The sequence below is a fragment of the Aeromonas sp. S8(2024) genome (genome assembly GCF_041403085.1).
Lineage (GTDB): Bacteria > Pseudomonadota > Gammaproteobacteria > Enterobacterales > Aeromonadaceae > Aeromonas > Aeromonas dhakensis.
The window spans coordinates 759,381-780,984 of sequence record NZ_JBGLRF010000001.1 but is presented as its reverse complement, the minus strand read 5'-3'; the positions used below and the strand labels follow the sequence as shown (position 1 = coordinate 780,984).

Below are 21,604 nucleotides of genomic sequence, written 5' to 3'. Positions count from 1 at the left end.
TGGATAAGGAGCAACAAGCAATGGCCTTTGATTTCACTGGCAAGCGGGTCTGGGTGACTGGGGCCGGGCGCGGCATCGGCCGCGAGGTGGCGACGCAGTTCGTGGCGGCCCGCGCCTGTGTGGTGGGGCTGGATCTGGCGTTTCCCGAAGCCGACTACCCCTATGCCACCCGGCTGCTCGATATTGGCGACTCGAAGGCGGTCAACGCCTGCTGCGCAGCGCTGCTGGCGGACGGCGGGCTCGATGTGCTGGTCAACGGGGCCGGGGTACTGCGCCTCGGCCCCACCGAAACCTTAAGCGATGACGACTGGCACGACTGCATGACGGTTAACGCCAGCGGCGTCTTCTATCTGCTGCGGGCCCTGGTGCCCCACTTCAAGGGGCAGCAGCACGGTGCCATCGTCACCATCGGCTCCAACGCCGCCCATGTGCCGCGCATGCAGATGGCGGCCTACTGCGCCTCCAAGGCGGCGGTCACCAGCCTGACCCAGACGGTGGGACTGGAGCTGGCCCCCTTCGGCGTGCGCGCCAACCTGGTGTCGCCGGGCTCAACGGATACCCCCATGCTGCGCGGCATGCTGCCAAGCGAGGAGGCCATGGCCCGCACCATTGCCGGGCTGCCGGAGCAGTTCAAGCTCGGCATCCCCCTGCGCAAGGTAGCCACCCCGGCGGAGATCGCCCATACCGTCCTCTTCCTGGCCTCGGATCTGGCCAGCCACATCACGCTGCAGGATCTGGTCGTCGACGGCGGCGCCACCCTGAGTGCCTGAGGCTTGAGAAACAGATGAACAATATGATTTTGCTGTTGAAACAGCTTGAACGGCAGGGAGTGAAGCTTGGGCTGAACGACAAGGGCCAGCTTATCTCCCAGTCGAGCAAGGAGGCGGTGACGCCGGCCATCGGCGCCACCATCAAGGCCCACAAGGATGAGCTGGTGCGCTGCCTGGTGGCCCGCGCCGCCTTCGAGGCGCCCATCGCCGCCGAGGGCGCGAAGAGCGGGCCGCTCTCGTCCTCCCAGAGCGGACTCTGGTTTATCGAGCAGTACGAGGAGTCCTCCCACCTCTACAACATGCCGGTCTATTTTCGCGTCAAGGGAGAGCTGGACACGGCGGCGCTGGAGTTTGCTTTCGATCACCTGTTTGCCCGCCACCCCAGCATGCGCACCCGCTTCATCAAGGACGAGGCGGGCAGGGGGGCGCAGGAGATCTTGCCCCACACGCCCTTCAAGCTGCAGATTGAGGACGTGAGCGCAGAGCCCGCTGCCGAGCGCGAAGCCTATGTGGCCCGCCGGGTGCGCGAGGAGATCGGCCGCCCCTTCTCCCTGACCCAGGGGGATCTCAGCCGAGTGCATCTTATTCGGCTCGGCAGCCGCGAGCACGTGTTGCTGATCACCCAGCACCACATCATCTCCGACGGCTGGTCGGTCAAGAACATGTTCGCGGATCTCAAGCGCGCCTTCCTTGCCCATCAGAACCGCGAACCCCTGCAGGTGAGCGAGCTGCCGCTCACCTACATCGACTATGCCCGCTGGTTCAACTCACCGCGTTTTCTCGATTATCACGCCGAGTTCAAACCATTCTGGGTCGACCGGCTCGGTGGCAGCCCGGAGGTGCACGGCCTGCCGCTCGACAAGCCGCGCCCGGCCCATCAGGACAGCGGCGGCGAGCTGGTCTTCTCCACCATCGACAATGAGCTGTGGGAGAGCTTCAAGCGCCTCTGTCAGCGCCACAGCACCTCCAACTTCATCGGTCTGCACGCCCTGTTTGCCCTGCTGATGGTGCGCCAGAGCGGCGAGAAGGAGGTGGTGATCGGCACCCCGCTCGCCTATCGCGAGCGCCACGAGATCGAGTCGCTGGTGGGCTTTTTCGTCAACACACTGGTGCTGCGCACTCAACTCAGCGGCAAGCCCAGCTTTGTCGACTATCTGCAGCAGTGCCGGGAGGAGGATCTGGCGGCCTTTGATCACCAGCTCTACCGCTTCGAGGCGCTGGCCGAGGCCATCGGCGCCGATCGCACCACCGCCATCAACCCCATCTTCCAGATCATGCTGGTCTATCAGGCCAAGGTGGACTTCAACGATCTCATCCCCGGCTGCCAGCTGGTGGAGGAGACCTCGCCTGTGCTGCCGGCCAAGACCGACATCTCGGTCAAGGTGACCGAGCTGATGGATTCGGTCAGGGTGGACTGGCTGTTTGCCACCGCCCTGTTCGAGCGAGAGACCATTCAGGCTCTTGCCGATCGCCTGCTGCACCTGATGCGCGCCGTGGTGGCGGCTCCCGAGACCGACATCTGGCAACTGCCGCTGGAGGCGGGCACCGACCAGGCTGCGCTGGCCGCACAGCTTGCCGATCTGCCGCCGGACTACCCGAGCCGTGACACTCTGCTCTGCCATATCGAGCGGCGGGCTATTCAGTTGCCGGACGCACTGGCGGTGAGCGACGGCGCGCAATCGTTGAGCTATGGCGAGCTGGAGGTGCGTGCCAACCGGCTGGCCCACTGGCTGCAGGTTCAGGGGGTCACCCCGGGCGCCGCCATCGGCATCCAGGCCAGGCGTGATGTCGCCTTCGTGGTTGCCCTGCTCGCCTGCTGGAAGGCGGGGGCGGCTTATGTGCCGCTGGATCCTGCCTATCCCGCCGAGCGGCTGGCCCATATCCTGAGCGACGCCAGTATTGCGCTGGTGCTCGGGGGAGAGCCGGATGCCCGGCTTGCCGAGGCCATCAAGGGCACGACTGCCGAATATCACGATCTGCACCAGCTGGCGCTGGACAAGATGCCCAGCAGCGCTCCTGCCGTGCCCCGCGATGCCGCCATGCTGGCCCAGATCATCTACACCTCCGGCAGCACCGGCCTGCCCAAGGGGGTCATGGTGGAGCAGGGCAGCCTGGTCAACCTGATGGCGGATCACGGCGAGCGCATCGCCCTTGATCAGAATGGCGCCATGTTCAACTGCATGTCCCTCTCGTTTGATGCGGGCAACATGACCACCCTGCTGCCGCTCTACTGCGGCGCGCCCCTGCACTTCGGCGAGCCGGGGGAAGGGGTGATCGCTGCCGCCATCAGCAAGGGCGCCAGCCATATGATTTTGCCGACCGCCCTGCTCGCGAATCTATTGCCAGTGGCGGATCTCGGATCGCTGCGGGCCATCGGCTTTGGCGGCGAAGCGTGCCCGAGCAGCCTGGTGGAGCGTTGGGGAGAGCGGGTGGCGCTGTTCAACATGTACGGCCCAACCGAATGCACCGTCACCGCGCTCTGCGCGCGGCTCACCCCGGGGGCGCCCATCACCATAGGTCGCCCCGTCAACAACCTGAAGGCGCTGATCCTGGACGAGGCGGGCAACCTCTGCCCGGTGGGGGTCCCCGGCGAGCTCTGCCTGGCGGGGCTGGGGCTGGCTCGCGGCTACCTCAATCTGCCGGAGCGCACCCAGGAGGCCTTTATCGAGCTGGCCTTTGATGCAACGAATGAGGAACGCACATATCGCCTCTATCGCACCGGCGATCGGGCCCTGCTGCGCCGCGACGGCAACATCCAGTATCTGGGCCGGATAGACGAGCAGATCAAGCTGCGCGGCTATCGCATCGAGCCGGGTGAGATAGAGACCCGGCTCGCCGAATTGTGCCCGGCCATTCGTCAGATCAAGGTGGTGGTGCAGGAGGGGCGTCTGCTCGCTTACGCCTGTCTGCAGGCCGGGGCAAGGGAGCCCGACGGCGATGCCCTGCTGCAGCGGGCCGGCGATTGCCTGCCCGAATACATGGTGCCGGCGGGCCTCTGCTGGCTGCCCGAGATGCCGCTCACCCCCAACGGCAAGCTGGACCTGCGCCGCCTGCCCGCCATCGTCTGGCAGCAGAGCAAGGGCGAGCCGCAAAACGAACTGGAGCAGACCGTGCTCGCCATCTGGCAAGGGGTGCTCAAGCAGCCGCTCGGGGTGGAGGATGACTTCTTCCGCTTAGGGGGTGACTCCATCCTCAGCATCCAGCTCACCACCCGGTTGCGGGATGCGGGACTGCACTGCAGCGTGAAGGACGTGTTCGAAGCCAAGACGGTGCGCCGCCTCTGCCGCCAGCTCGGCCAGCAGCAGGCGGTCAGCCACCGGAGCGAGCAGGGCAGCCTGACTGGCAAGTTCCCGCTCCACCCCATTCAGCACTGGTTCTTCGAGCAGGGCTTTGCCAAGCCCGGTCACTGGAACCAGGGGGTGATCCTGCGCCTGCCGGCCGGGGTGGACGATGAGGCCCTGCGCGGCTGGCTGGATACCCTGCGCCAGCATCACGATGCCCTGCGCCTGGCGGTGACCCCGACCGGCCAGCGCTATCTGGCCGAACTGCTATTGCCGCCACTGCCGACCCTGGATGCCGCCAATCTCGATGAGGCCGAGCTGCAGGCCCGCCTGACCGAGCTGCAGGGAGATTTCGACCCCGCCAGCGGCCACACCCTGGCCTGGGCCCGCCTGCACAATCTCTCTCTGGAAGGTGAACGAGAGGGCGAGCGTGAGACGGTGGAAGGGCTCTTCCTCGCCTTCCATCACCTGGTGATCGATGCGGTCTCCTGGCGCATCCTGGCCGAAGATCTGGCACGGGTGAGCAGGGGCGAGCCACTGCCCGCCAAGGGCAGCAGCTATCGCCAGTGGGGCGAGGGGCTGGCGGCCTACGCCAAACGGGAAGAGGATCAGCTTGGCTTCTGGCTGGCTCAGGGGGAGGGCAGCCAGGGTCAGCTGCTGGAGGCGGCGCGCGCCACCGATGGCCGCGCCGCCGCCAGCCTGCTGCAGCTGAGTCAGGAGACCACGGCTCGTCTCATCGACACCGCCAATCAGGCCTACTTCACCCGGGTGCCCGACCTGTTGCTGGCGGCCCTGACCCGAACCCTGAGCGAGCAGGGTTACGGTAGCCGTCACTGCGTGATGCTGGAAGGACACGGTCGTGAGGCCATCGATGCGGAACTGGACGTGAGCCGTACCCTCGGCTGGTTCACCAGCACCTATCCGCTGGCGCTGGCGGATGCCAAGGCGTGGGATGCGCTGGTGTGCGCCACCAAGGAGCAGCTGCGCGCCGTGCCGGACAAGGGGGTGGGCTTCAACGCCCTGCGGCTGCACCACCCCCGTGGCTGGGCACTGCCCGAAGCCCTGGTGGTCTTCAACTACCTGGGGGTCAGCCATCAGGGCGAGGCTGCTCAGCCCTGGCAACCCCTGCCGCTGGCACCGGGGGCCCCCACTTCCCCTGACAACCTGCCGCGCGAGCTGGTGAGTCTGCACGGGGGGGTCTACGACGGTCGCCTCACCCTGCGCCAGGTGGGCGCCCTCAACCAGCAGGCGAGCGACGCCCTGATGGCGCGGCTGGCGGACAACCTGACGGCGCTGGTGGAGCACTGCTGCAACCTGCAGGCTCCGCGTCACACCCCGAGCGACTTCCCGGGGCTTGGCCTCTCGCAAGCTGCGCTCGATCGGGTGCTGAGCGGGCGCGAGGTGGAGACCCTGCTGCCCATGACCTCGCTTCAGCAGAGCATGTTCCATCACAGGGCGCTGCTGCCCCGGGATCACGCCTATCACCTGCAGACCGAGATGGACTATCACCAGCCGCTGGACGTGGCGGTCTACCGTGAGGCCTGGCAGGGGCAGATCGCCCGCTGGCCGGCCCTTCGCAGCGAACTGGTGCTGGCGGATGGGGTCGCGCTGCAGCGCATCCTCAAGCATGCCGAGTTGCCATTCCACTATGAGGATTTGTCTGAAGTGGGAAATGCAGAGGCACGGGTCCAGGCCTATCGCGAGCAGGATCTGGCCCGCCCGATCCCGCTCGAGCAGGCGCCCCTGCTGCGCCTTGCCTGCTTCAAATTGGCCCCCGATCACCACAAGGTGATCTTCAGCGCCCATCACGGCGTGCTGGATGGCTGGAGTGGCCCCGTGTTGCTGGGTTCCTTGCATCGCGGCTATCAGGCGCTGATGAATGGCCTGTTGCCGCAGGGCGAGCCGGATACGGCCTGGCTCGAATTTGGCCGCCATATCGCCAGCCAAACCCGCAGCGCCGATGCCTACTGGCAGGGGCGGGGCGAGCTCTTGGCAACGCCTAACGATCTCGCCTGCCTGTTCGGGGTGACGCTGGACGCTAGCTCAAGCGGGCGCCATACCCAGCAGCGACCGGCGGTGTGCGCCACGGCGTTGCCGACCGAGGTGGCAACCTTGCTCGCGAGCCGTGCCCGCGAGCTTGGGGTGACCGCGGGCCTGTTGGCCCAATATGCCTGGCACCGTCTGCTGGCACGCCGCTCTGGCGATGCCGTCACCCTGGTGGGCAACGTGACCCCGGGCCGGGACTATCCCATCGAGGGGATCACCGCGAGCGTCGGGCTCTACATCAACAGCCTGCCGCTGGCGCTGGCGTGGCACACCGAGCTGACCCTGGCCGAGCATATCGCCCAGTTGCAGACCGACCTGATGGCACTCAATGAGCACGGCACCCAGTCGCTGGCGGCACTGACCAAAGGCCGGGCGCGTCTGTTTCAGAGTCTGTTCGTGTTCGAGAACTACCCCATGCCGGCGGCCCCTGCCGCCCCCGAACCCCACCAGCTGGTGCCGCGCTTTGGCGCCGTGGTGGAGAAGGTGGAGCTGCCGCTCTCCTTGGTGGTCAGCAGCCGGGGTGAGACGCTCCAGCTGCGCCTCGAGTTCGACGGCGAGCAGATCCCCGAGGCCCAGGCCGAGGCGGTGCTGGCTGACTGGCTGGCCGAGCTCGACTGGCTGGCGCACGCGGATCTGGGCCAGCCGGCCAGACCTGCGGATGTGGGGGAGCCGTCCCCTGTAGTCGCGCGACCGGCAGCCTCGATGGCGGATCCCTGCCCGAAGGAGGCCGCTTCTTTGGTGGCCCTGTGGGAGCGCCAGTGCGGCGTGCCCGGTATCTGGCAGCAGACCCTGTGTGAACTCGGGGTGGATTCGGTGCAGCAGCTCGCCCTGCTGGCGGCCCTCAACGAGGCGTTTGGCCAGGAGCGGGCGCAGCTCACCCTGCAGACCCTCAAGGCCCATCCATCCCCCAGCCGGCTCTATCGGCACTGGCTGGTGCGCCAAACGGAGGCCGCGCTATGACGGTGACCATCAAGCATAAGGCCCCGGCCGTGTCACCCCTGAGAGGCGCCCCCAAGGGGGCGGCCAACCTGGGCGCGCGGCTGGCGGCATGTCTGGCCGCCACCCCGCTGGCTCCCGCCATCCGTATGGGCGGGGAGGGCATCAGTGAGGGGGGATCAGATGAGCTGTGGCTCAGCTACGGCGCGCTCAATGCCAGGGTCGGCGAGATTGCCGCCCGCCTGCAGGGGCTGGCGGTGGGGGAGCGGGTCGGCCTCTATCTCTCCCGCGGCCCCGATCTGGTGGCCAGCCTGCTGGCCTGCCTGCGGCTCGGCCTCACCTTCGTGCCCCTTGAGCCGGACTTTCCGGTGGAGCGGCTGCAGGGGATCGCCCGTCAGGCGCGCCTGTCGGCGGTGATCTGCGATGGCGACAGGCCGGCTCCCGCCTTCGGTTGTCCGCTGCGCACCCTCGACGGGCCCGCAGCGGCAGGTGCCGTCTCCTGGCCCCAGGTGGATGACGCCCTGGCTGCCTACATGATGTTCACCTCGGGCTCCACCGGCGAGCCCAAGGGGGTGGTCATCAGCCGGCGGGCCCTGCTCTGCTTCCTCGACGGGATCCGCGAGCGGCTCGGGCTTTCACCGAGCTGCCACTGGCTCTTCATCACCACCCCGGCCTTCGACATCTCCCTGCTGGAGATGCTGGGGCCGCTCTGGGGTGGTGGCCGGCTGACGGTGGCCGGCGGCGAGCACAACAAGGATCCGCTGGGGATGCTGGCGCTGCTGGAGGCCGACCCCTCCATCAACTGGCTGCAGGCGACCCCGGCCTGCTGGCGCATGCTGCTCAAGGCGGGCTGGCAGGGGCGCAATACCCTTACCGCCCTGTGCGGTGGCGAGGCGCTGGATACAGGTCTGGCCGAGCAGCTCTGTGCCCGCACCCGGCGACTGTGGAACTGCTACGGGCCGACCGAGGCCACCGTCTGGTCCCTGGTGAGCGAGGTGCGCTGGCCAGCGACTGATGGCCAGATCACCATCAGCCACAGCCTGCCCGGCTATCGGCACTGGGTGCTGGACGAGGCGGGGCAGCCGGTGGCAGAGGGGGAGTGCGGCGAGCTCTGCATCGAGAGCCCGGCCCTGTGCGAGGGATACTGGCGCAAGCCGGCCTTGACCCGCGCCGCCTTCCTGCGCCTTGCCACCCATCGCCTCTATCGCACCGGCGATCGGGTGCGGCGGCTGGGGGCGGACAGCTTCCTCTATCTGGGACGGCGCGACGATCAGGTCAAGCTGCGCGGCTTTCGCATCGAGCTCGGCGAGGTGGAGGCGGGGCTGCGCCGCCAGGCCGGGGTGCAGGAGGCGGCGGTGCGCCTGGTGGGCGAGGGGGACGAGGCCATGCTGGTGGGCTACGTGGAGGCGAAAAGCGGGGTGACCCTCAATCGCCTCGCCCTGCGCAAGGGGCTGCAGGCGACGCTGCCGCACTACATGGTGCCGGCGCGGCTCATGCTGCTGGATGCCCTGCCCAAGACCGGCAGCGGCAAACTGGACAGAAAGGCGCTGCCTTTGCCGCAATAAATGGTTGTCTGAGTAGACGTTAAAAGCCATGGATAAAAAAGAAGCCCGCAAATGCGGGCTTCTTTGTGGGTGCTCATCATGCGGGCTTATTGGGTGATGGGGGCCGCATCGGGTTTGGCCAGCAGCTGCTCGACATCGTCGATCACCTTGAGGGCCGCCTGGGGGCCGCCGGTGGAGGTCCAGAGCGACCCGTCCACGGCGCCGAAGCGCTTGCTCTTGATGGCGCCGAGCTGCTGGAAGGCCGGGGTCTGCTCGGCCTGCTTCATGGCATCCACCGCATCGCCACTGGCGCTCAGGGTGCCGATCACCAGCCAGTCGCCGTCCAGCAGGTTGAGGGATTCGAGGCTCAGGGCCGGGGAGTGGGGGGTCTTGTCACCGATCTGGTGGGTCGGCCGGGTCAGCCCCATCTCTTCCACCACGCTGCTGGCGAAGGTGCCGCTGTGCATGTAGCTCGGGCCCTTGGGGTTCCAGCGCACTATGCTCAGGCGCTCGCCCTGATGTTTGGCAAGCTTGCTGCGGGCTTCCTGCAGGCGGGCGTCATACTGGGCGAGGAAGGTCTTGGCTTCGGCGTCCCGGTTCAGCACGTGGGCGCTGCGATTGAAGATCTCCTTCCAGGAGTCACCCCAGTTGCCGGTGACCACGGTGGGGGCGATCTCCTTGAGCAGGGCCAGCAGCTCGGGCTTGGTCTGGCCGGTGAGGATGAGATCCGGTTCCAGATCGATCAGCTTCTCCAGGTTGGGGTTGTCCAGATCGCCGACCACGGCGATCTCCTTGCCCGCCTGTTGCAGCAGGTAGCGGGGCAGGGTGGACTGGCCACGGCCATTGACGGTGCCGACCGGTTGCAGCCCCAGGGTCAGGGCGCTGTCCAGATCGATTTCGCTCAGTACCACCACCCGCTTGGGCTGGGCCGGTACGACTTGGGTCTTGCCGTCGGCATCGGTCACCTGACGGGTCTCGCTGCCGGCCTGTGCCTGAAAGCCGACCAGGCTGGCCAGCAACAGCACGGCAGCCAGGGGAGAGGAGATCTTCATCGTTACATCCTTCTTGGTGAAATCAGTGGAACACTGGGTCCCAAACGGGCGAACTCATGCTACCACAAATTCAAATGATAAGAATTGTCATTTGTGTTTGTGGTGTGTGGAGGGAGCAATTTGCTACCATGTTGGCTCATCCACCAAGGGCTCTTCGTGATGTTCATTGCCACCGCGCCAGCCTGCTCACTGGACCACTTTATCGTGCAGGCCGACAGCCTGCCGCTGCCCGGCGCGGCGCACATGGCGCTGCAACGGGTCTGCTTTGACCCCGCCGCCTTCACCCCGGCCTGCTACGACGCGGCCGGCATGGTGCTGCCCGCCAGCTTGCAGCGCGCGGCCCCCAAGCGGCTGGGGGAGTTTTTGGCGGGGCGTCTCGCGGCCCGCGAAGCCCTGCGCTCCTTCAACCTCGCGGAGCACCCCGTGGCCATCGGCAACGCCCGCGAACCCTGCTGGCCTGCGGGGTTTGAGGGCAGCATCAGCCACAGCTTGTTGCAGGGGCGCGGCATGGCCCTGTGTGCGGTGCGCCCCGGCCGGGCGGGGATGGGGCTGGATCTGGAGGGCTGGCTGGCAGAGGGGCAGGCAAGCGAGCTCTGGCCCGGCATTGCAAGTCCGGAGGAGTGGGCCCGACTGGCGGCCGCTGCCCGCGCCATCGGCCTGAGCAGGGGTGAGGCGCTCACCTTGATTTTTTCGGCCAAGGAGAGCCTGTTCAAGGCACTCTACTCCAGGGTGGGGCGCTATTTTGACTTTCTCGATGCCCGCTGGCTGACCATGACGGAGCAGACCCTCACCCTCGAACTGGTGGGCGGGCTGACTCCAGAGTTGCCCGCCGGTTGGCGCTGCACGCTCTACTGGCAGACACTGCCTGGCGGGGGGCTCACCAGCCTGCTGTTGTGAGTGGCGGTGCGCCGAGACACAAGCATAAAAAAACCGCCTCTGGGCGGTTTTTTGATGGGGCTCAGGCCGGTTGGCGCATGGCAAAGGCATGTGGCCTGCGGCGCGGCACTATGATGGGGGCGCCGTCGCCGGGGGCGTGCAGTATGTCCACGTCGGTCTGGTAGAGGCGGTCGATGAGGGACTTGGTCACCACCTCGCGGGCCGGCCCCATGGCCTGGATGCCACCATCCCCCAGCGCGATCAGCTCGTCGCAGTAGCGGGCGGCGGTGGCGAGATCGTGGATGACGATGAGCACCGTCTTGCCCTCGGCGGTGATCTGGTGGATGGCCTCCATCACCTCGGTCTGGTGGCCGATGTCGAGGGCGCTGGTGGGTTCATCCAGCAGTATGATGTCCGCATCCTGGGCCAGCACCATGGCGAGCCACACCCGCTGGGCCTGACCGCCGGAGAGAGAGCTGGCGCTCTGCTGCAGAATGTCGCCCAGCTGCATCCGCTCGCAGGCCCAGCGCACCATGCGGGCATCCTCCTCGCTCCACTGATTGAACCAGCCCTGATGAGGGTGGCGGCCGTACTGCACCAGCTGCTCGACCTGGATGCCGGCGGGCACCAGCGGGCGCTGGGGCAGGTAGGCGAGCTCGCGGGCCAGCGCCTTCTTGCCGTAGCTTGCCAGCGGCTTGCCCTTGAGCAGGATCTCGCCGGCTTGCTGCTGCTCCTGGCCTGCCAGCAGTTTGAGCAGGGTGGACTTGCCGCCGCCGTTGGGGCCGACGATCCCTACCAGCTTGCCCTGGGGAATGGTGAAGGAGATGTCGTTGAAGACGGGCTTGTGCTGATAGCCAAATTGCAGGTGATTGATGGTGAGCGTCATCAGGCGGCCCTCGGTCTGTCTTGAAAATGGATGAATGGCATCGTCAGTCGGCCTTCTGGCGGTCTTTGAGCAGGATGAACAGCAGCAGCAGGCCGCCGAGAATACGGGTCATGATGCCGGTGGCCACCTCGTGGGGGCTGGCCAGCACCCGCACCAGGGTGTCGCTGGCCAGCAGCAGCAGGGCGCCGCACAGGGCGGCAATCCACAGCGGCACGATGCGATCCCGGCTGAGCCAGGAGGCGAGCACCGGGGCCGCCATGGCGATGAACACCACCGGGCCGCCGATGGCGGTGCCGAGCGCCGCCACCACGATGGCCTGGGCCAGCACGCCGAGCTGCACCCGGTTGACGTTCACCCCCAGACTCTGGGCGGTGACGGGGCCCAGACGCAGTACGCCCAGAGCCCGGGAGAGATAAACTACCCAGGGGCAGACCAGCAGGATCAGGATCCCCACCGGCAGCACGGTGCTGTAACCCTGGCCGACGAAGTTGCCCATGTTCCACAGGTAGAGGCTGGTGAGGTGCACCAGCGACTGGGTGGACATCACGAACTGGCCGATGGCGTTCATCAGCTCGGAGACGCCGATGCCGATCACCACGAACAGGTAGCCCTGCTCCCCCGGCTTGTTGCACAGGGCATAGAGCACGGCGGCGGCAAACAGGGCACCCAGCGGCGCGGCCCACCAGGGCCAGCTGCCGAGGGTCAGGTAGAGGGAGAAGGCGATGATGGCCAAGGAGGCCCCCTCGTTGACCCCGATCATGTCCGGGGTGGCGAGGCGGTTGCGAATGAGGGTCTGCACCAGGCAGCCGGAGAGGCCCATGGCCGCTCCCGCCACCAGCACGGCGACGATGCGCGGCAAGCGGATCTTGAAGACGGTCACCTCGCTCAGCCGGTTGCCCTCGCCAAGCAGGGTCTGGATCACCCCCAGCATGGTGAGCTTGCCGGAGCCCAGGGTCAGCGCCAGCAGGGAGAGCAGCACCAGGGCCACCAGGAGCCCTAGGGTAATCAGCCAGGCGCGGCGGTGCAGCAACAGGGTGCGGCTGCCAACGCGCAGGCAGACGGTACCGGTGGGAAGCGTCGTGGTGAGGGAGGGATGGATGGAATTGTTCATGAGGCAGGCAACCTTATTTGACGGCCAGCAGGGCGCGGAAGCCGCCGCTGCGCACCACCAGGATGAGCACAGGGGCACCGATCAGCGCCAGGATCACCCCGTTGGGCAGCTCGAACGGCTGGATCAGCCAGCGCGCCAGGATGTCGGCGCCGAGCAGAAAGAGCACCCCGAACAGGGCGGAGAAGCGCACCTGGATGGCGAGGCGCACCGGCTCCACCAGACGGGCGCAGTAGGCGGCGAGAAAACCGACGAAGCCGATGGGGCCGGCGATGGCGATGGCGCAGGCGGTAAACAGGGTGGCGGCCAAGAGCACGCCGATGCGCACCCGGGTCGGCCGGATGCCGAGCGCCAGCGCCTGGCTGTCACCCATCTGCATCAGGGTGAGCTGGCGACAGAGTGCCAGGGTCAGCAGCAGGCCGAGCAGGGCAAAGGGCATCACGGTGAGCACCGCATCGAGATCCGAGGCGGCCAGCGACCCCAGATTCCAGAAGCGGAACTGCTCCAGCACCACCTGGTTGGAGAGCAGCAGGAAGTTGGAGAGGCCGCCGAAGGTGGCGGAGAGAGCGACCCCCACCAGAATGAGCTTGAGGGGGTTGGAGCGCCCCACCATCAGGCCGAGACCGAGCACGATGAGGTTGCCGAGCAGGGCCCCCATGCCGGACCAGAGCAGATAACCGTAGGCGGATTCGACGCCAAAATAGGTGAGGCCGATCACCAGGGCGAACACGGCGCCGGCGTTGACCCCGAGCAGGCCGGGTTCGGCCAGCGGATTGCGGGTGGCGCTTTGCAGCATGGAGGCCGCCAGCGCCAGGGAGACGCCCACCACCAAGGCACACAGGGTGCGGGGCAGACGCAGGGTGTGAACTATCATGGCGAGTTTTTCATCGGCCACGAGGGCGGGATCGCCCAGCAGAAAACCGGCGACCTCGCGGCCACCATAGACACCAGCGCCAGTGGCCAGTGACAGACAGATCAGCAGGAACAGGAGGATCACTCCCAGCCAGAACAGGTGTGTTTGGTGTCTCTGCACCCGGCTACTCCTTCATGTCGAGGCAATAACAGCAGAAAGAGGGGAGCCCTGACGGACTCCCCTGCGGGGCTTACAGCTTGTAATCCACGCCGGCGTAGACGGTACGACCTTCCAGAATGAAGTCGGCGTCGGTGGCGACCTGGTCACGCTTGGTGTTGGTGAGGTTGGTGATGCCCAGCTTGAAGTCGAGCGCCGGGGTTACCTTCCACTTGGTGTTGACGTCCAGGGTCTGGTAGCTGTCGGACTTGAGCGCCTGGGAGTTGTGCATCGGCACCTTGATGAACTGGCTGCCCACGTACTGCCAGGCCAGGTTGGTGCTGACGATCTCGGTGGCTTGCCAATCCAGGCTCAGGTTGCCGGTGTGATCCGGGGTCTTGGCCAGATCGTCGCCGGTGCTCTTGTCTTCGGAGTCCAGCATGGTCCAGTTGCCGGTCAGCTTGACGTCGTCCATCACATCGACCCATCCGGTCAGCTCCAGCCCCTTGACCCGGGCCTTCTTGACGTTGAGGTAGGTCATCACGCTCGGACGATAGCCCGGGCCCCACTGATCGCTCTGGATCAGATCCTCGATGTCGTTGTGGAAGCCGGTGAGGCCGGCGCCAAAGCGCTCTGCCTCATAGGCGGTGCCCAGCTCGTAGCTGACGGCGGTTTCCGGTTTCAGATCCGGGTTGCCGATGACCTTGCAGGCGCCGCGGCAGGCGGTGGTGGCGAAGCCTTCGCTGGACTGGGCCAGGGTCGGGGCCTTGAACGCCTTGCCGGCGCCGCCCTTGATCACCCACTCGTCGCTCAGCTTGTAAAGCGCATAGGCGCGCGGGCTGAACTCGTTGCCATAGGTTTCGTGGTGATCCAGACGACCGGAGAGAGTCAGCGCCAGATCGCCAAAGCCGAACTCGTCTTGCAGATAGAGAGCGCTCTGGCTCGCATCCACGCTGCCGTTGGTGATGCTGCGGCTGTGTTCCAGCTCGGTCTTGCGGAACTCCGCGCCGGAAGTCAGCAGATGATCCCCGAGGTAGCCGCTCAGCTGGCCGTCGACCGTGTGGTTGGTCTGGGTGACGTCGGCCGCGCCGCCGTTGAGCTGGGAGTCATCCATCAGATCGGTCTGCTCGAAGTAGTAGCGAGCCCGGCTGTCGAAGTGCTCCCAACGGCCGTTGTGGGTGACCCCCAGGCTCAGGCGATCGAGTTTTTGCACGTTGTGCGGAGTGGCCGGGGCGGTGGGGGCGCGCGGCACGTTGTTGAAGTAGCTGTCCATGTCGTTCTGGTTGTAGCCCAGATCGAACTCCACGTCCTGGTTGTCGCTGACCAGCCACTTCAGGCTGGAGAGCATGTTGACCACTTCCCGTTTCTCCAGCGCATCTGCGTCCTTGTTGTTGGACTGATCGCTGTGCCAGCGGTCGCGCTGATAGCCTTCCACCACCAGGCTGCCGAGCAGCTTGTTGTCGATCAGGGCGCCGGAGACGAAGGCGTTGCCACGGTTGGCATCACCGCCATCACCCTTGGTGGGCATGGTGTGGGTGTAGCCGAAGGCCGCCTCGGTCTGCTCCTTGGCCTGGCGCAGGATCACGTTGACCACGCCGCCGAGGGCGTCGGCGCCATAGAGGGAGGAGACGGGACCGCGGATCACCTCGATGCGCTCGATGGCAGCCATGGGGATGGAGCTCAAGTCGAAGTCATTGCCAAACGAGCTGCCCAGGGTCTCGCGAGCGTTGACCCGCTTGCCGTTGATCAGCAGCAGGGTGTAGTCGCCGCCCATGCCGCGGATCTTGATCTCGTTGCGGCCGGTGGGGTTGGTGCCGATGACGTTGACGCCCGGCACGTGCTTGAGCGCTTCACCGATGTTGTTGGCGTTCATCTTGTCCAGATCGGCGCGGGTCACCACGGAGACGCTGGCCGGCGCGGAGAGTTCGGTGTGCTTGGTCTGGGTGGCGGTGACCACCAGGGTCTCGTTGGCTTTGGGCGCCTCGGCCTGGGCCAGGCCCGGCAGGGCGATAAGGCCGAGGGAGAGCAGGATGGGGTTCAGGCGAAAGACGCCGGGCTGCAACTGCATAGTCAAAACTCCATGAATAAAACAGAGGTTATGGGGTCCGGCTCTGGGGCCGGTGGCTCACTGACTTCCTTGTCTGGCGGGGCCAGACTCGGGGTTATTGTTGTTCCTTGTCTGTGCCAGCCCCTTGAGCAGGAGCCAGACACCGCCGCAGGCCAGCAGACCGCAGCCGATATTGATCCAGGCGAGCCCAGCAAAGCCGTGCAGGGCGCCGCTCTGATCCGACACCAGCAACCTGGCGGAGAGCAGGCTGCCAAGCCCGGCCGCCACATTGGTGACCGTGCCCTGAAAAGACATGAAGGCGGCGCGCTGATGAGGGGCCGGGATGGATGCGGTGATGGCGAGGGTCGAACTGGATCGGGCCGAGCTCAGCGCCATGAAGAGGGTGAACAGCAGGTAGACGGGCACGCCGACCGGCATGGCGAAACCGAGCAAAGTGATCAGCGCCAGCAGCAGGCTGGTGATCAGGATGGCGACCTGGGCCCGGCCCTGATCAATCCAGCCACCGCATAGCCGCATGGTGGCCATGCTGGCGAGGCCGCCGCACAGGTAGAGGGCGGCGATCTGCTCGCGCGGGAAGGCGAGGTTGAACTGGAAGTAGTTGGCAAAGTGCGGGATCAGCAGGAAGTGGCCGAACATCTGCAAGCAGAGGATCAACAGGGCCCCCTGGCAGAGCGGCGATCCCAGCAGCTGGCGCAGGCCGCTGCCGTGAGGGGCACGGCTGACCGGCAAGGAGGGCAGCAGGCGGCTGCTCAGCAGCGCCAGCAGCAGGCCGCACGCACCAAACAGCAGGAAGGGGCTCTGCCAGCCAAACCACTGGGCCAGCACCAGGGCGATGGGCACCACCAGAATGGCGGCCAGCGAGAAGGCCATGCCCACGTAGGCGAGACGGCGGCCCCGCTCGGCGGGCGGCACCAGATCCAGCACGGCCGCCATCAGGATGGCGGCGAGCGGCCCGGCCACACAGCCCGACAGGACAAACAGCACCAGCAGTTGCTGGCTGTCTTGCACCAGGGTGCAGGCCATCAGCAGCAGAAAACGCAGGGTGAGCAGCACCAGCAGGGCGGGCTTGCGATTGACCCGATCGAGCCAGGGGGCGGCGATGAGGCCCATCAGGGCGGCCCCCAGAGTGGCGCCGCCGCTGAAGTAGCCGGTCTGCTCCGGCTGCATGCCGAGGCTGATGACCAGATCCGGCCCAAGCGGCATCACCATCATCATGCTGCCCATGGAGAGCATATTGACCAGCAGGGCAAGGTGGATGGCGGCGGGGGTGGTGGTCACTGGCTTCATCGACGGCAAGCTCGAAAAAATGAGACCGAATTGTATCCGAGCGATTTTTTCGTGACAACAAATGGTAATCATTTTTATTTGTGTTATTTGATCTGTCTCCGCTCTTTTCATCGAAAAATGAAGGACCTGACCTGCACGGCGTTCACCGCTCACGGGCAAAATCATTGAAAAGCGGGCGGGATGGCCCATGATGACCAGGTGATGAGCAGGCCGATGACGTGAAGGGCTGCCGAGTGGGACGGGAGGAGAAGATGAGAAGATGGAATTGGTGCGGACTCTGGCTGCTGTGGGGGCTCTGTTGCCTGCCGCTGCGGGCCGAGGTGAAGGTGATCCCGGTATTCGAAACCCAGGCGGCGGTGCAGACCCTCAAGGATCTCTATCCGGAGCTGGGGGTGAGCGCCATGGGCAACCAGCTGGTGCTGAGCGGCAGCGCCGCCCAGCTGCAGGAGGCGGAAGCGGCGCTGGCCAAATTCAACCAGCCGCCCCAGAGCCTGCTCATCGAGTGGCGGGTGGATGGCGCTTCCAGCAGCCAGCAGGTCGGGGTGGGGCTGGGCCGGGATGCCGCCAAGCGGCAGTGGCTGCTGGAGGGCAATGCCCAGCAGTATCAGCGCAGCCAGAACGACAGCTGGCAGGTACGCGGTCTGTCGGGTCGGCCCGTGCTATTGCAGATGGGCACCTATCAGCCGGTCACCTTCTATCAGTGGCGCGGTGGCCAGGTGGTGGGGCTGATGCCGCTGGTGAACGGCCTCTACGCCACCGCCACCCTGATCGGCGACAGGGTACAGATAGCGCTCAGCAGCGAGCAGGCCAGGCTGGAGCAGGGCACCATCAACCGGGGGCAGAGTGCCACCGAGGTGAGCGGTGCCCCCGGTCAGTGGCTGACGGTGGGGGAGCTCTCCACCAGCTCGGCGCAGCAGGGCAGCAGCCTGGGCACCCAGTTGCAGGGGGGCGGCGGTACTCAGAGCGATCGCCAGACCCTGCAGATCCGGGTCACCCGCCAGTGAGCCGACTCGCCCCTCAATGGGGTTGATCCACCGCGTATTCACGCAGCTGGCGGCTGCGCAGCAGATACCAGAGTGACCAGAGGGTGGCGACCAGTACCAGGGCGGTGGGCCAGCTGAACGACCATTTCTGCAGATTGAGGCTGTGCAGTTGCATCAGCAGGCCGCTGACGGCAGAGCAGAGCAGCAGCAGCGGGCTGTGGCGCCTGAGCCAGGCCCGGATGCTCTGGGTCTGCTGATAGGTGCCGCCGCAGGCGAGCAGCGCCAGCATGGCGGGCACGTCGGTCAGCAGGCTGATGTAGAGGGTGAGCCGGTCCGGGTAGAAGAGGGTCAGGATGGCGCTGCCGCTCTCGCGGGTGACGCCGGCCATCAGAAACAGCCAGACCGAGCGGGTCAGCAAGAGGGCGATGGGCCAGAACCAGAGCGGGGGACGCAGCTGGCCGTGATCGTCATATCTGTGTTCGGGGTAGAGGGTCATGGTTGCCCGGATTCGTCTGTGCAAAGGATGAAGGGGATATGGGGCGATGGGGCACCCTTTGCAAGGCGGGCGAGGGGCAGGAATTAATCGGGGGGCCAGGCCCCCCAATCCGCTTATCTCTTTTTGTGCCGGGTCGCCGGCGTCACAGCCAGCCTTTTCGCTTGAAGAAGAGACCGGTGCCGAGCGATGACATCACCATCAACACCAAGGAGAGGGGATAGCCGTACTCCCAGGCGAGCTCCGGCATGCGACCGAAGTTCATGCCGTAGATGCTGGCGATAAGGGTCGGCGGCAGGAAGATGACAGCTGCCACCGAGAAGATCTTGATCACCTTGTTCTGCTCCAGGTTGGTGACCCCCATGGAGGCCTCCAGCTGGAAGTTGATCTTGTCGAACAGGAACTGGGTGTGGGGCAGCAGGGACTCCACGTCGTGCAGCATCTCGTCGATCCACTTGTTCTGCTCGCCCGTCATGCGCTGGCGCAAACTGCGCTTCAAGAAGCGCAGGGCGCGACGGGTATCGTGCAGGGAGAGACGGATCTGGCCGTTGGCCTCTTCCTGGGCCATCAACTCCTTGAGCATGGGATTGATCTGATCCGGCTCGAAGATCTGATCGGCAGTGTTTTCCAGGGTCTTGTAGCCATCTTCGATGAGATCGGAGAGGTATTCGACTTTCAGGTTCTGCACCTCCAGCAGGATGTCGAGGGCGTCCTCCACCTCCAGCCGGTCCTGGCGCATGTAGTGGCGCAGCAGGCGCACCAGGCCGATGTCATCCTCACGGATGCTGATCAGCAGGTTGTTGCGCAGGGTAAAGGAGACGTGCACACCCTTGGTGTCACGGCCGATCCGCTGGGGAAACAGGGAGTGAATGTGCAGACCGTCGGTATCCCAGTAGAAGCGGGCGGATGCTTCGATGTCATCCAGCTCCTCCTTGTCGGGCACCTCTTCCAGAAACAGGCCCGTCAACCATTCTCGTTCCGCCGTGTCCGGCTTGTAGGCATCCAGCCAGACGGTGTTGTCAGGCACTATGTCGTCAGGCCCGAGCGTGACTATGTCCAGTACCTTGTTATTGAGAATGTAGGCGGTGATCATCTGTCCCCCCTTAAGAAGTCATGGGTAATCAGGGATGGTTGCACAGGTCATGCGGCCTTAGAGCGCGTAGAAAGCGATCCCGTGGACAAGCTGAACGGGCCGATGGAAAACCTGAATGCGGCGAACTATACAGGGGCGGGCCGCGCTTGTCAGGGCCTATTCATCGGAGGTTCAGCCTGTTCGCTCAAAAAAACAGCGAGGTCGGAGCAGCCGCGCCGACCTCGAAACGGGCGATCCCGGCGTCGCCTCCTTTATTCACTCTGATAGGCGGGAGGGTCTGGGTTCACTGGCCGAGATGGCGGGTTCCCGAGCGCCCTGCGACAGCCCCGGCCGCGCGTCTTTCATCACATACATTGCAATAGTTGGGGCCGCAACCGCCCTGCGGCGGCGTTGGGGCGATGTTCTGGGCTGTGCATCCTTGCTGTCTGCGCAGGTAAGCCGGTTACATATTGGGATAGTTGGGGCCGGAACCACCTTGCGGCGGCGTCCAGACGACGTTCTGGCTCGGATCCTTGATGTCGCAGGTCTTGCAGTGGATGCAGTTGGCCGCGTTGATCTGCAGGCGGGGCTGGCTCTCTGAACCCAGGATCTCGAACACCCCGGCCGGGCAGTAGCGCTGGGCCGGTTCGGCCCAGGTGGGCAGGTTGACCGCCACCGGGATCGTCTCATCCTGCAGCTTGAGATGGCAGGGCTGATCCTCGTCGTGGCTGGTATTGGCCAGATAGACAGACGAGAGCTTGTCGAAGCTGAGCTTGCCATCCGGCTTGGGATAGTCGATGGGCTGGCAGCGGCTGGCCATGCGCAGCTGGCGGTAGTCCGGCTCCTTGTCCAGCAGGGTGAACGGCGAGGTGCGGGGGAACAGCCGTTGCTCCAGCCAGTTGAAGGCGCCACCGAGCCAGGGGCCCCAGCGGTGCAGGGCGGCGCCGAAGTTGCGCGCCGTTTTGAGTTCATGGGCCAGCCAGCTCTGTTGCAGCGCATCGCCGTATTCGGCCAGGTCCCGGCCCCCTTCATCGCCGCCGCGCAGACTCATGGCGACTGTCTTGGCCGCCAGCATGCCGGACTTCATGGCGGTGTGGATCCCCTTGATGCGGGAGAAGTCGAGGGTGCCGGCATCGCAACCGATGAGCAGGCCGCCGGGAAAGTGCATGCGGGGCAGGGAGTGCCAGCCCCCCTTGGCGATGGCGCGGGCGCCGTAACTGATGCGCTCGCCCCCCTGCAATGCCGCGGCGATGAGCGGGTGATGCTTGAGGCGCTGAAACTCGTCAAACGGGCTGAGCCAGGGGTTGCGGTAGTTGAGATCGACAATCAGCCCGACCGCCACCTGATCCTGCTCCAGATGGTAGAGATAGAAGCCGCCCTGGCTCTTGTCTTCCTTCCCCTCAGAGAGTGGCCAGCCGCTGCCGTGCAGCACTTGGCCCGCTTTGCCCTGGCCAGGGGAGAGCTGCCACAACTCCTTGAAGCCGATGGCGTAGTGTTGCGGCTGGGCGGCGTTTTCCAGATGAAAATCGGCGATCAGCTGCTTGCCAAGATGGCCGCGCGCCCCTTCGGCAAACAAGGTGTAGCGACCGAGCAGCGCCATGCCGGGCACGTGATCCGCTTTCGGATTGCCCGCCCGATCCAGCCCGAGATCGCCGGTGATCACACCCTTGACCCGTCCCGCTTCCATGATGAGTTCGCTTGCGGTAAAACCCGGGTATATTTCGACTCCCAGCTGCTCGGCCTGCTGACCGAGCCAGCGACAGAGGTTGCCGAGGCTGATGATGCGGCTGCCCTCGTTGTGCATGCGCGGCGGCACCGCCCAGTTGGGCAGTTGCAGGGCGCGGCTGTCGCTTTGCAGCAGGTGCACCTGATCGTCGTTGACCTCGACCCCGAGCGGGGCCTGTTGCCAGCTCTCTGGCAGCAGCTCCTTGAGGGCGACGGGATCCAGCAGGGCGCCGGAGAGCAGATGGGCGCCGATTTCCGCTCCCTTCTCCAGCAGGCAGACCGACAGCTCGGCATTGTGCTGCTTGAGGGCGATGGCGGCACTGAGTCCCGCCGGGCCGCCACCGACGATGACGACATCAAATTCCATTGCTTCGCGTTCCATCTTGCCTCTGTGCTCGACTTGGCCTAGGGTAGTGCTGGTAGTTTACGTAAACGTAAAGTAAATGTAAGCAAAAAATGTGAGGGTTT

Annotated in this window: 14 protein-coding genes; 5 read left to right on the top strand and 9 right to left on the bottom strand. The window is 65.7% G+C overall.

Features of this window, described 5'->3' with window-relative positions; translation table 11 throughout:
- Nucleotides 1-20 precede the first annotated feature (20 nt).
- From amoA to amoH, 3 genes are read left to right on the top strand one after another with little or no spacing between them, the layout of a single operon-like run.
- A complete protein-coding gene (gene amoA / locus ACB031_RS03325) occupies nucleotides 21-770 on the top strand; it encodes an amonabactin biosynthesis protein AmoA (RefSeq protein ID WP_371138993.1) in 750 nt (249 codons plus the stop codon).
- 14 nt (nucleotides 771-784) lie between these two features.
- A complete protein-coding gene (gene amoG, locus ACB031_RS03320; protein WP_371138992.1) occupies nucleotides 785-7,057 on the top strand; it encodes an amonabactin biosynthesis non-ribosomal peptide synthetase AmoG in 6,273 nt (2,090 codons plus the stop codon).
- The gene (gene amoH / locus ACB031_RS03315) at nucleotides 7,054-8,598 is read left to right on the top strand and encodes an amonabactin biosynthesis glycine adenylation protein AmoH (protein WP_371138991.1); all 1,545 of its coding nucleotides are present in this window, start codon (nucleotides 7,054-7,056) and stop codon (nucleotides 8,596-8,598) included. The genes amoG and amoH overlap by 4 nt, the downstream gene beginning before the upstream one ends.
- 86 nt (nucleotides 8,599-8,684) lie before the next feature.
- On the opposite strand, the gene ACB031_RS03310 is transcribed toward amoH, so the two are convergent.
- Nucleotides 8,685-9,629, bottom strand: coding sequence for an amonabactin ABC transporter substrate-binding protein (locus ACB031_RS03310; protein WP_371138990.1), 945 nt, complete (start codon nucleotides 9,627-9,629; stop codon nucleotides 8,685-8,687).
- 156 nt (nucleotides 9,630-9,785) lie between these two features.
- Between ACB031_RS03310 and amoD the strand changes: the two genes are divergently transcribed.
- Nucleotides 9,786-10,526, top strand: a complete 741-nt coding sequence (gene amoD / locus ACB031_RS03305) for an amonabactin biosynthesis phosphopantetheinyl transferase AmoD (protein ID WP_371138989.1) — start codon at nucleotides 9,786-9,788, stop codon at nucleotides 10,524-10,526.
- A gap of 61 nt (nucleotides 10,527-10,587) precedes the next feature.
- On the opposite strand, the gene ACB031_RS03300 is transcribed toward amoD, so the two are convergent.
- The 5 genes from ACB031_RS03300 to ACB031_RS03280 form a co-directional block, all read right to left on the bottom strand.
- Complete coding sequence (locus tag ACB031_RS03300) at nucleotides 10,588-11,391, bottom strand: amonabactin ABC transporter ATP-binding protein (RefSeq protein ID WP_016350955.1); 804 nt, start codon at nucleotides 11,389-11,391, stop codon at nucleotides 10,588-10,590.
- A gap of 43 nt (nucleotides 11,392-11,434) precedes the next feature.
- Nucleotides 11,435-12,502 carry an amonabactin ABC transporter permease subunit 1 gene (locus tag ACB031_RS03295; RefSeq protein ID WP_181969382.1) on the bottom strand — a complete coding sequence of 356 codons (1,068 nt, stop codon included), beginning with the start codon at nucleotides 12,500-12,502 and terminating at the stop codon, nucleotides 11,435-11,437.
- 13 nt (nucleotides 12,503-12,515) lie between these two features.
- Nucleotides 12,516-13,532: an amonabactin ABC transporter permease subunit 2 gene (locus ACB031_RS03290; protein ID WP_005301628.1), complete on the bottom strand. Its 1,017-nt coding sequence runs from the start codon at nucleotides 13,530-13,532 to the stop codon at nucleotides 12,516-12,518.
- A 70-nt stretch (nucleotides 13,533-13,602) separates the two neighbouring features.
- Nucleotides 13,603-15,576 (bottom strand): siderophore amonabactin TonB-dependent receptor, encoded by a 1,974-nt coding sequence (locus tag ACB031_RS03285; protein WP_010633764.1) that lies wholly within the window; start codon nucleotides 15,574-15,576, stop codon nucleotides 13,603-13,605.
- 57 nt (nucleotides 15,577-15,633) lie between these two features.
- Complete coding sequence (locus ACB031_RS03280) at nucleotides 15,634-16,863, bottom strand: siderophore amonabactin export MFS transporter (RefSeq protein WP_371138988.1); 1,230 nt, start codon at nucleotides 16,861-16,863, stop codon at nucleotides 15,634-15,636.
- 251 nt (nucleotides 16,864-17,114) lie between these two features.
- Here ACB031_RS03280 and ACB031_RS03275 point away from each other — a divergent pair, with 251 nt between their 5' ends.
- Nucleotides 17,115-17,867, top strand: a complete 753-nt coding sequence (locus ACB031_RS03275) for a hypothetical protein (RefSeq protein WP_017786867.1) — start codon at nucleotides 17,115-17,117, stop codon at nucleotides 17,865-17,867.
- A 13-nt stretch (nucleotides 17,868-17,880) separates the two neighbouring features.
- Here the strand turns inward: ACB031_RS03275 and ACB031_RS03270 are convergent, their stop codons facing one another.
- The 3 genes from ACB031_RS03270 to ACB031_RS03260 all read right to left on the bottom strand — a co-directional run bounded on the left by ACB031_RS03270 (nucleotide 17,881) and on the right by ACB031_RS03260 (nucleotide 21,518).
- Nucleotides 17,881-18,342 carry a DUF2919 domain-containing protein gene (locus tag ACB031_RS03270; protein WP_024941953.1) on the bottom strand — a complete coding sequence of 154 codons (462 nt, stop codon included), beginning with the start codon at nucleotides 18,340-18,342 and terminating at the stop codon, nucleotides 17,881-17,883.
- Between the two features lie 142 nt (nucleotides 18,343-18,484).
- Nucleotides 18,485-19,432 (bottom strand): magnesium/cobalt transporter CorA, encoded by a 948-nt coding sequence (gene corA / locus ACB031_RS03265; RefSeq protein ID WP_005301617.1) that lies wholly within the window; start codon nucleotides 19,430-19,432, stop codon nucleotides 18,485-18,487.
- Nucleotides 19,433-19,874: 442 nt separating this feature from the next.
- The gene (locus ACB031_RS03260; RefSeq protein WP_371138987.1) at nucleotides 19,875-21,518 is read right to left on the bottom strand and encodes an electron transfer flavoprotein-ubiquinone oxidoreductase; all 1,644 of its coding nucleotides are present in this window, start codon (nucleotides 21,516-21,518) and stop codon (nucleotides 19,875-19,877) included.
- Nucleotides 21,519-21,604: the final 86 nt, after the last annotated feature.

What these genes read in the sequence shown, in the direction of transcription:
- ACB031_RS03295 (WP_181969382.1), bottom strand. Translation starts at nt 12,502, where the DNA reads ATGAACAATTCCATCCATCCCTCCCTCACCACGACGCTTCCCACCGGT.
- ACB031_RS03280 (WP_371138988.1), bottom strand. Translation starts at nt 16,863, where the DNA reads ATGAAGCCAGTGACCACCACCCCCGCCGCCATCCACCTTGCCCTGCTG.
- ACB031_RS03275 (WP_017786867.1), top strand. Translation starts at nt 17,115, where the DNA reads ATGAGAAGATGGAATTGGTGCGGACTCTGGCTGCTGTGGGGGCTCTGT.
- ACB031_RS03285 (WP_010633764.1), bottom strand. Translation starts at nt 15,576, where the DNA reads ATGCAGTTGCAGCCCGGCGTCTTTCGCCTGAACCCCATCCTGCTCTCC.
- amoA (WP_371138993.1), top strand. Translation starts at nt 21, where the DNA reads ATGGCCTTTGATTTCACTGGCAAGCGGGTCTGGGTGACTGGGGCCGGG.
- ACB031_RS03260 (WP_371138987.1), bottom strand. Translation starts at nt 21,518, where the DNA reads ATGGAACGCGAAGCAATGGAATTTGATGTCGTCATCGTCGGTGGCGGC.
- amoG (WP_371138992.1), top strand. Translation starts at nt 785, where the DNA reads ATGAACAATATGATTTTGCTGTTGAAACAGCTTGAACGGCAGGGAGTG.
- ACB031_RS03310 (WP_371138990.1), bottom strand. Translation starts at nt 9,629, where the DNA reads ATGAAGATCTCCTCTCCCCTGGCTGCCGTGCTGTTGCTGGCCAGCCTG.
- ACB031_RS03300 (WP_016350955.1), bottom strand. Translation starts at nt 11,391, where the DNA reads ATGACGCTCACCATCAATCACCTGCAATTTGGCTATCAGCACAAGCCC.
- corA (WP_005301617.1), bottom strand. Translation starts at nt 19,432, where the DNA reads ATGATCACCGCCTACATTCTCAATAACAAGGTACTGGACATAGTCACG.
- ACB031_RS03270 (WP_024941953.1), bottom strand. Translation starts at nt 18,342, where the DNA reads ATGACCCTCTACCCCGAACACAGATATGACGATCACGGCCAGCTGCGT.
- amoH (WP_371138991.1), top strand. Translation starts at nt 7,054, where the DNA reads ATGACGGTGACCATCAAGCATAAGGCCCCGGCCGTGTCACCCCTGAGA.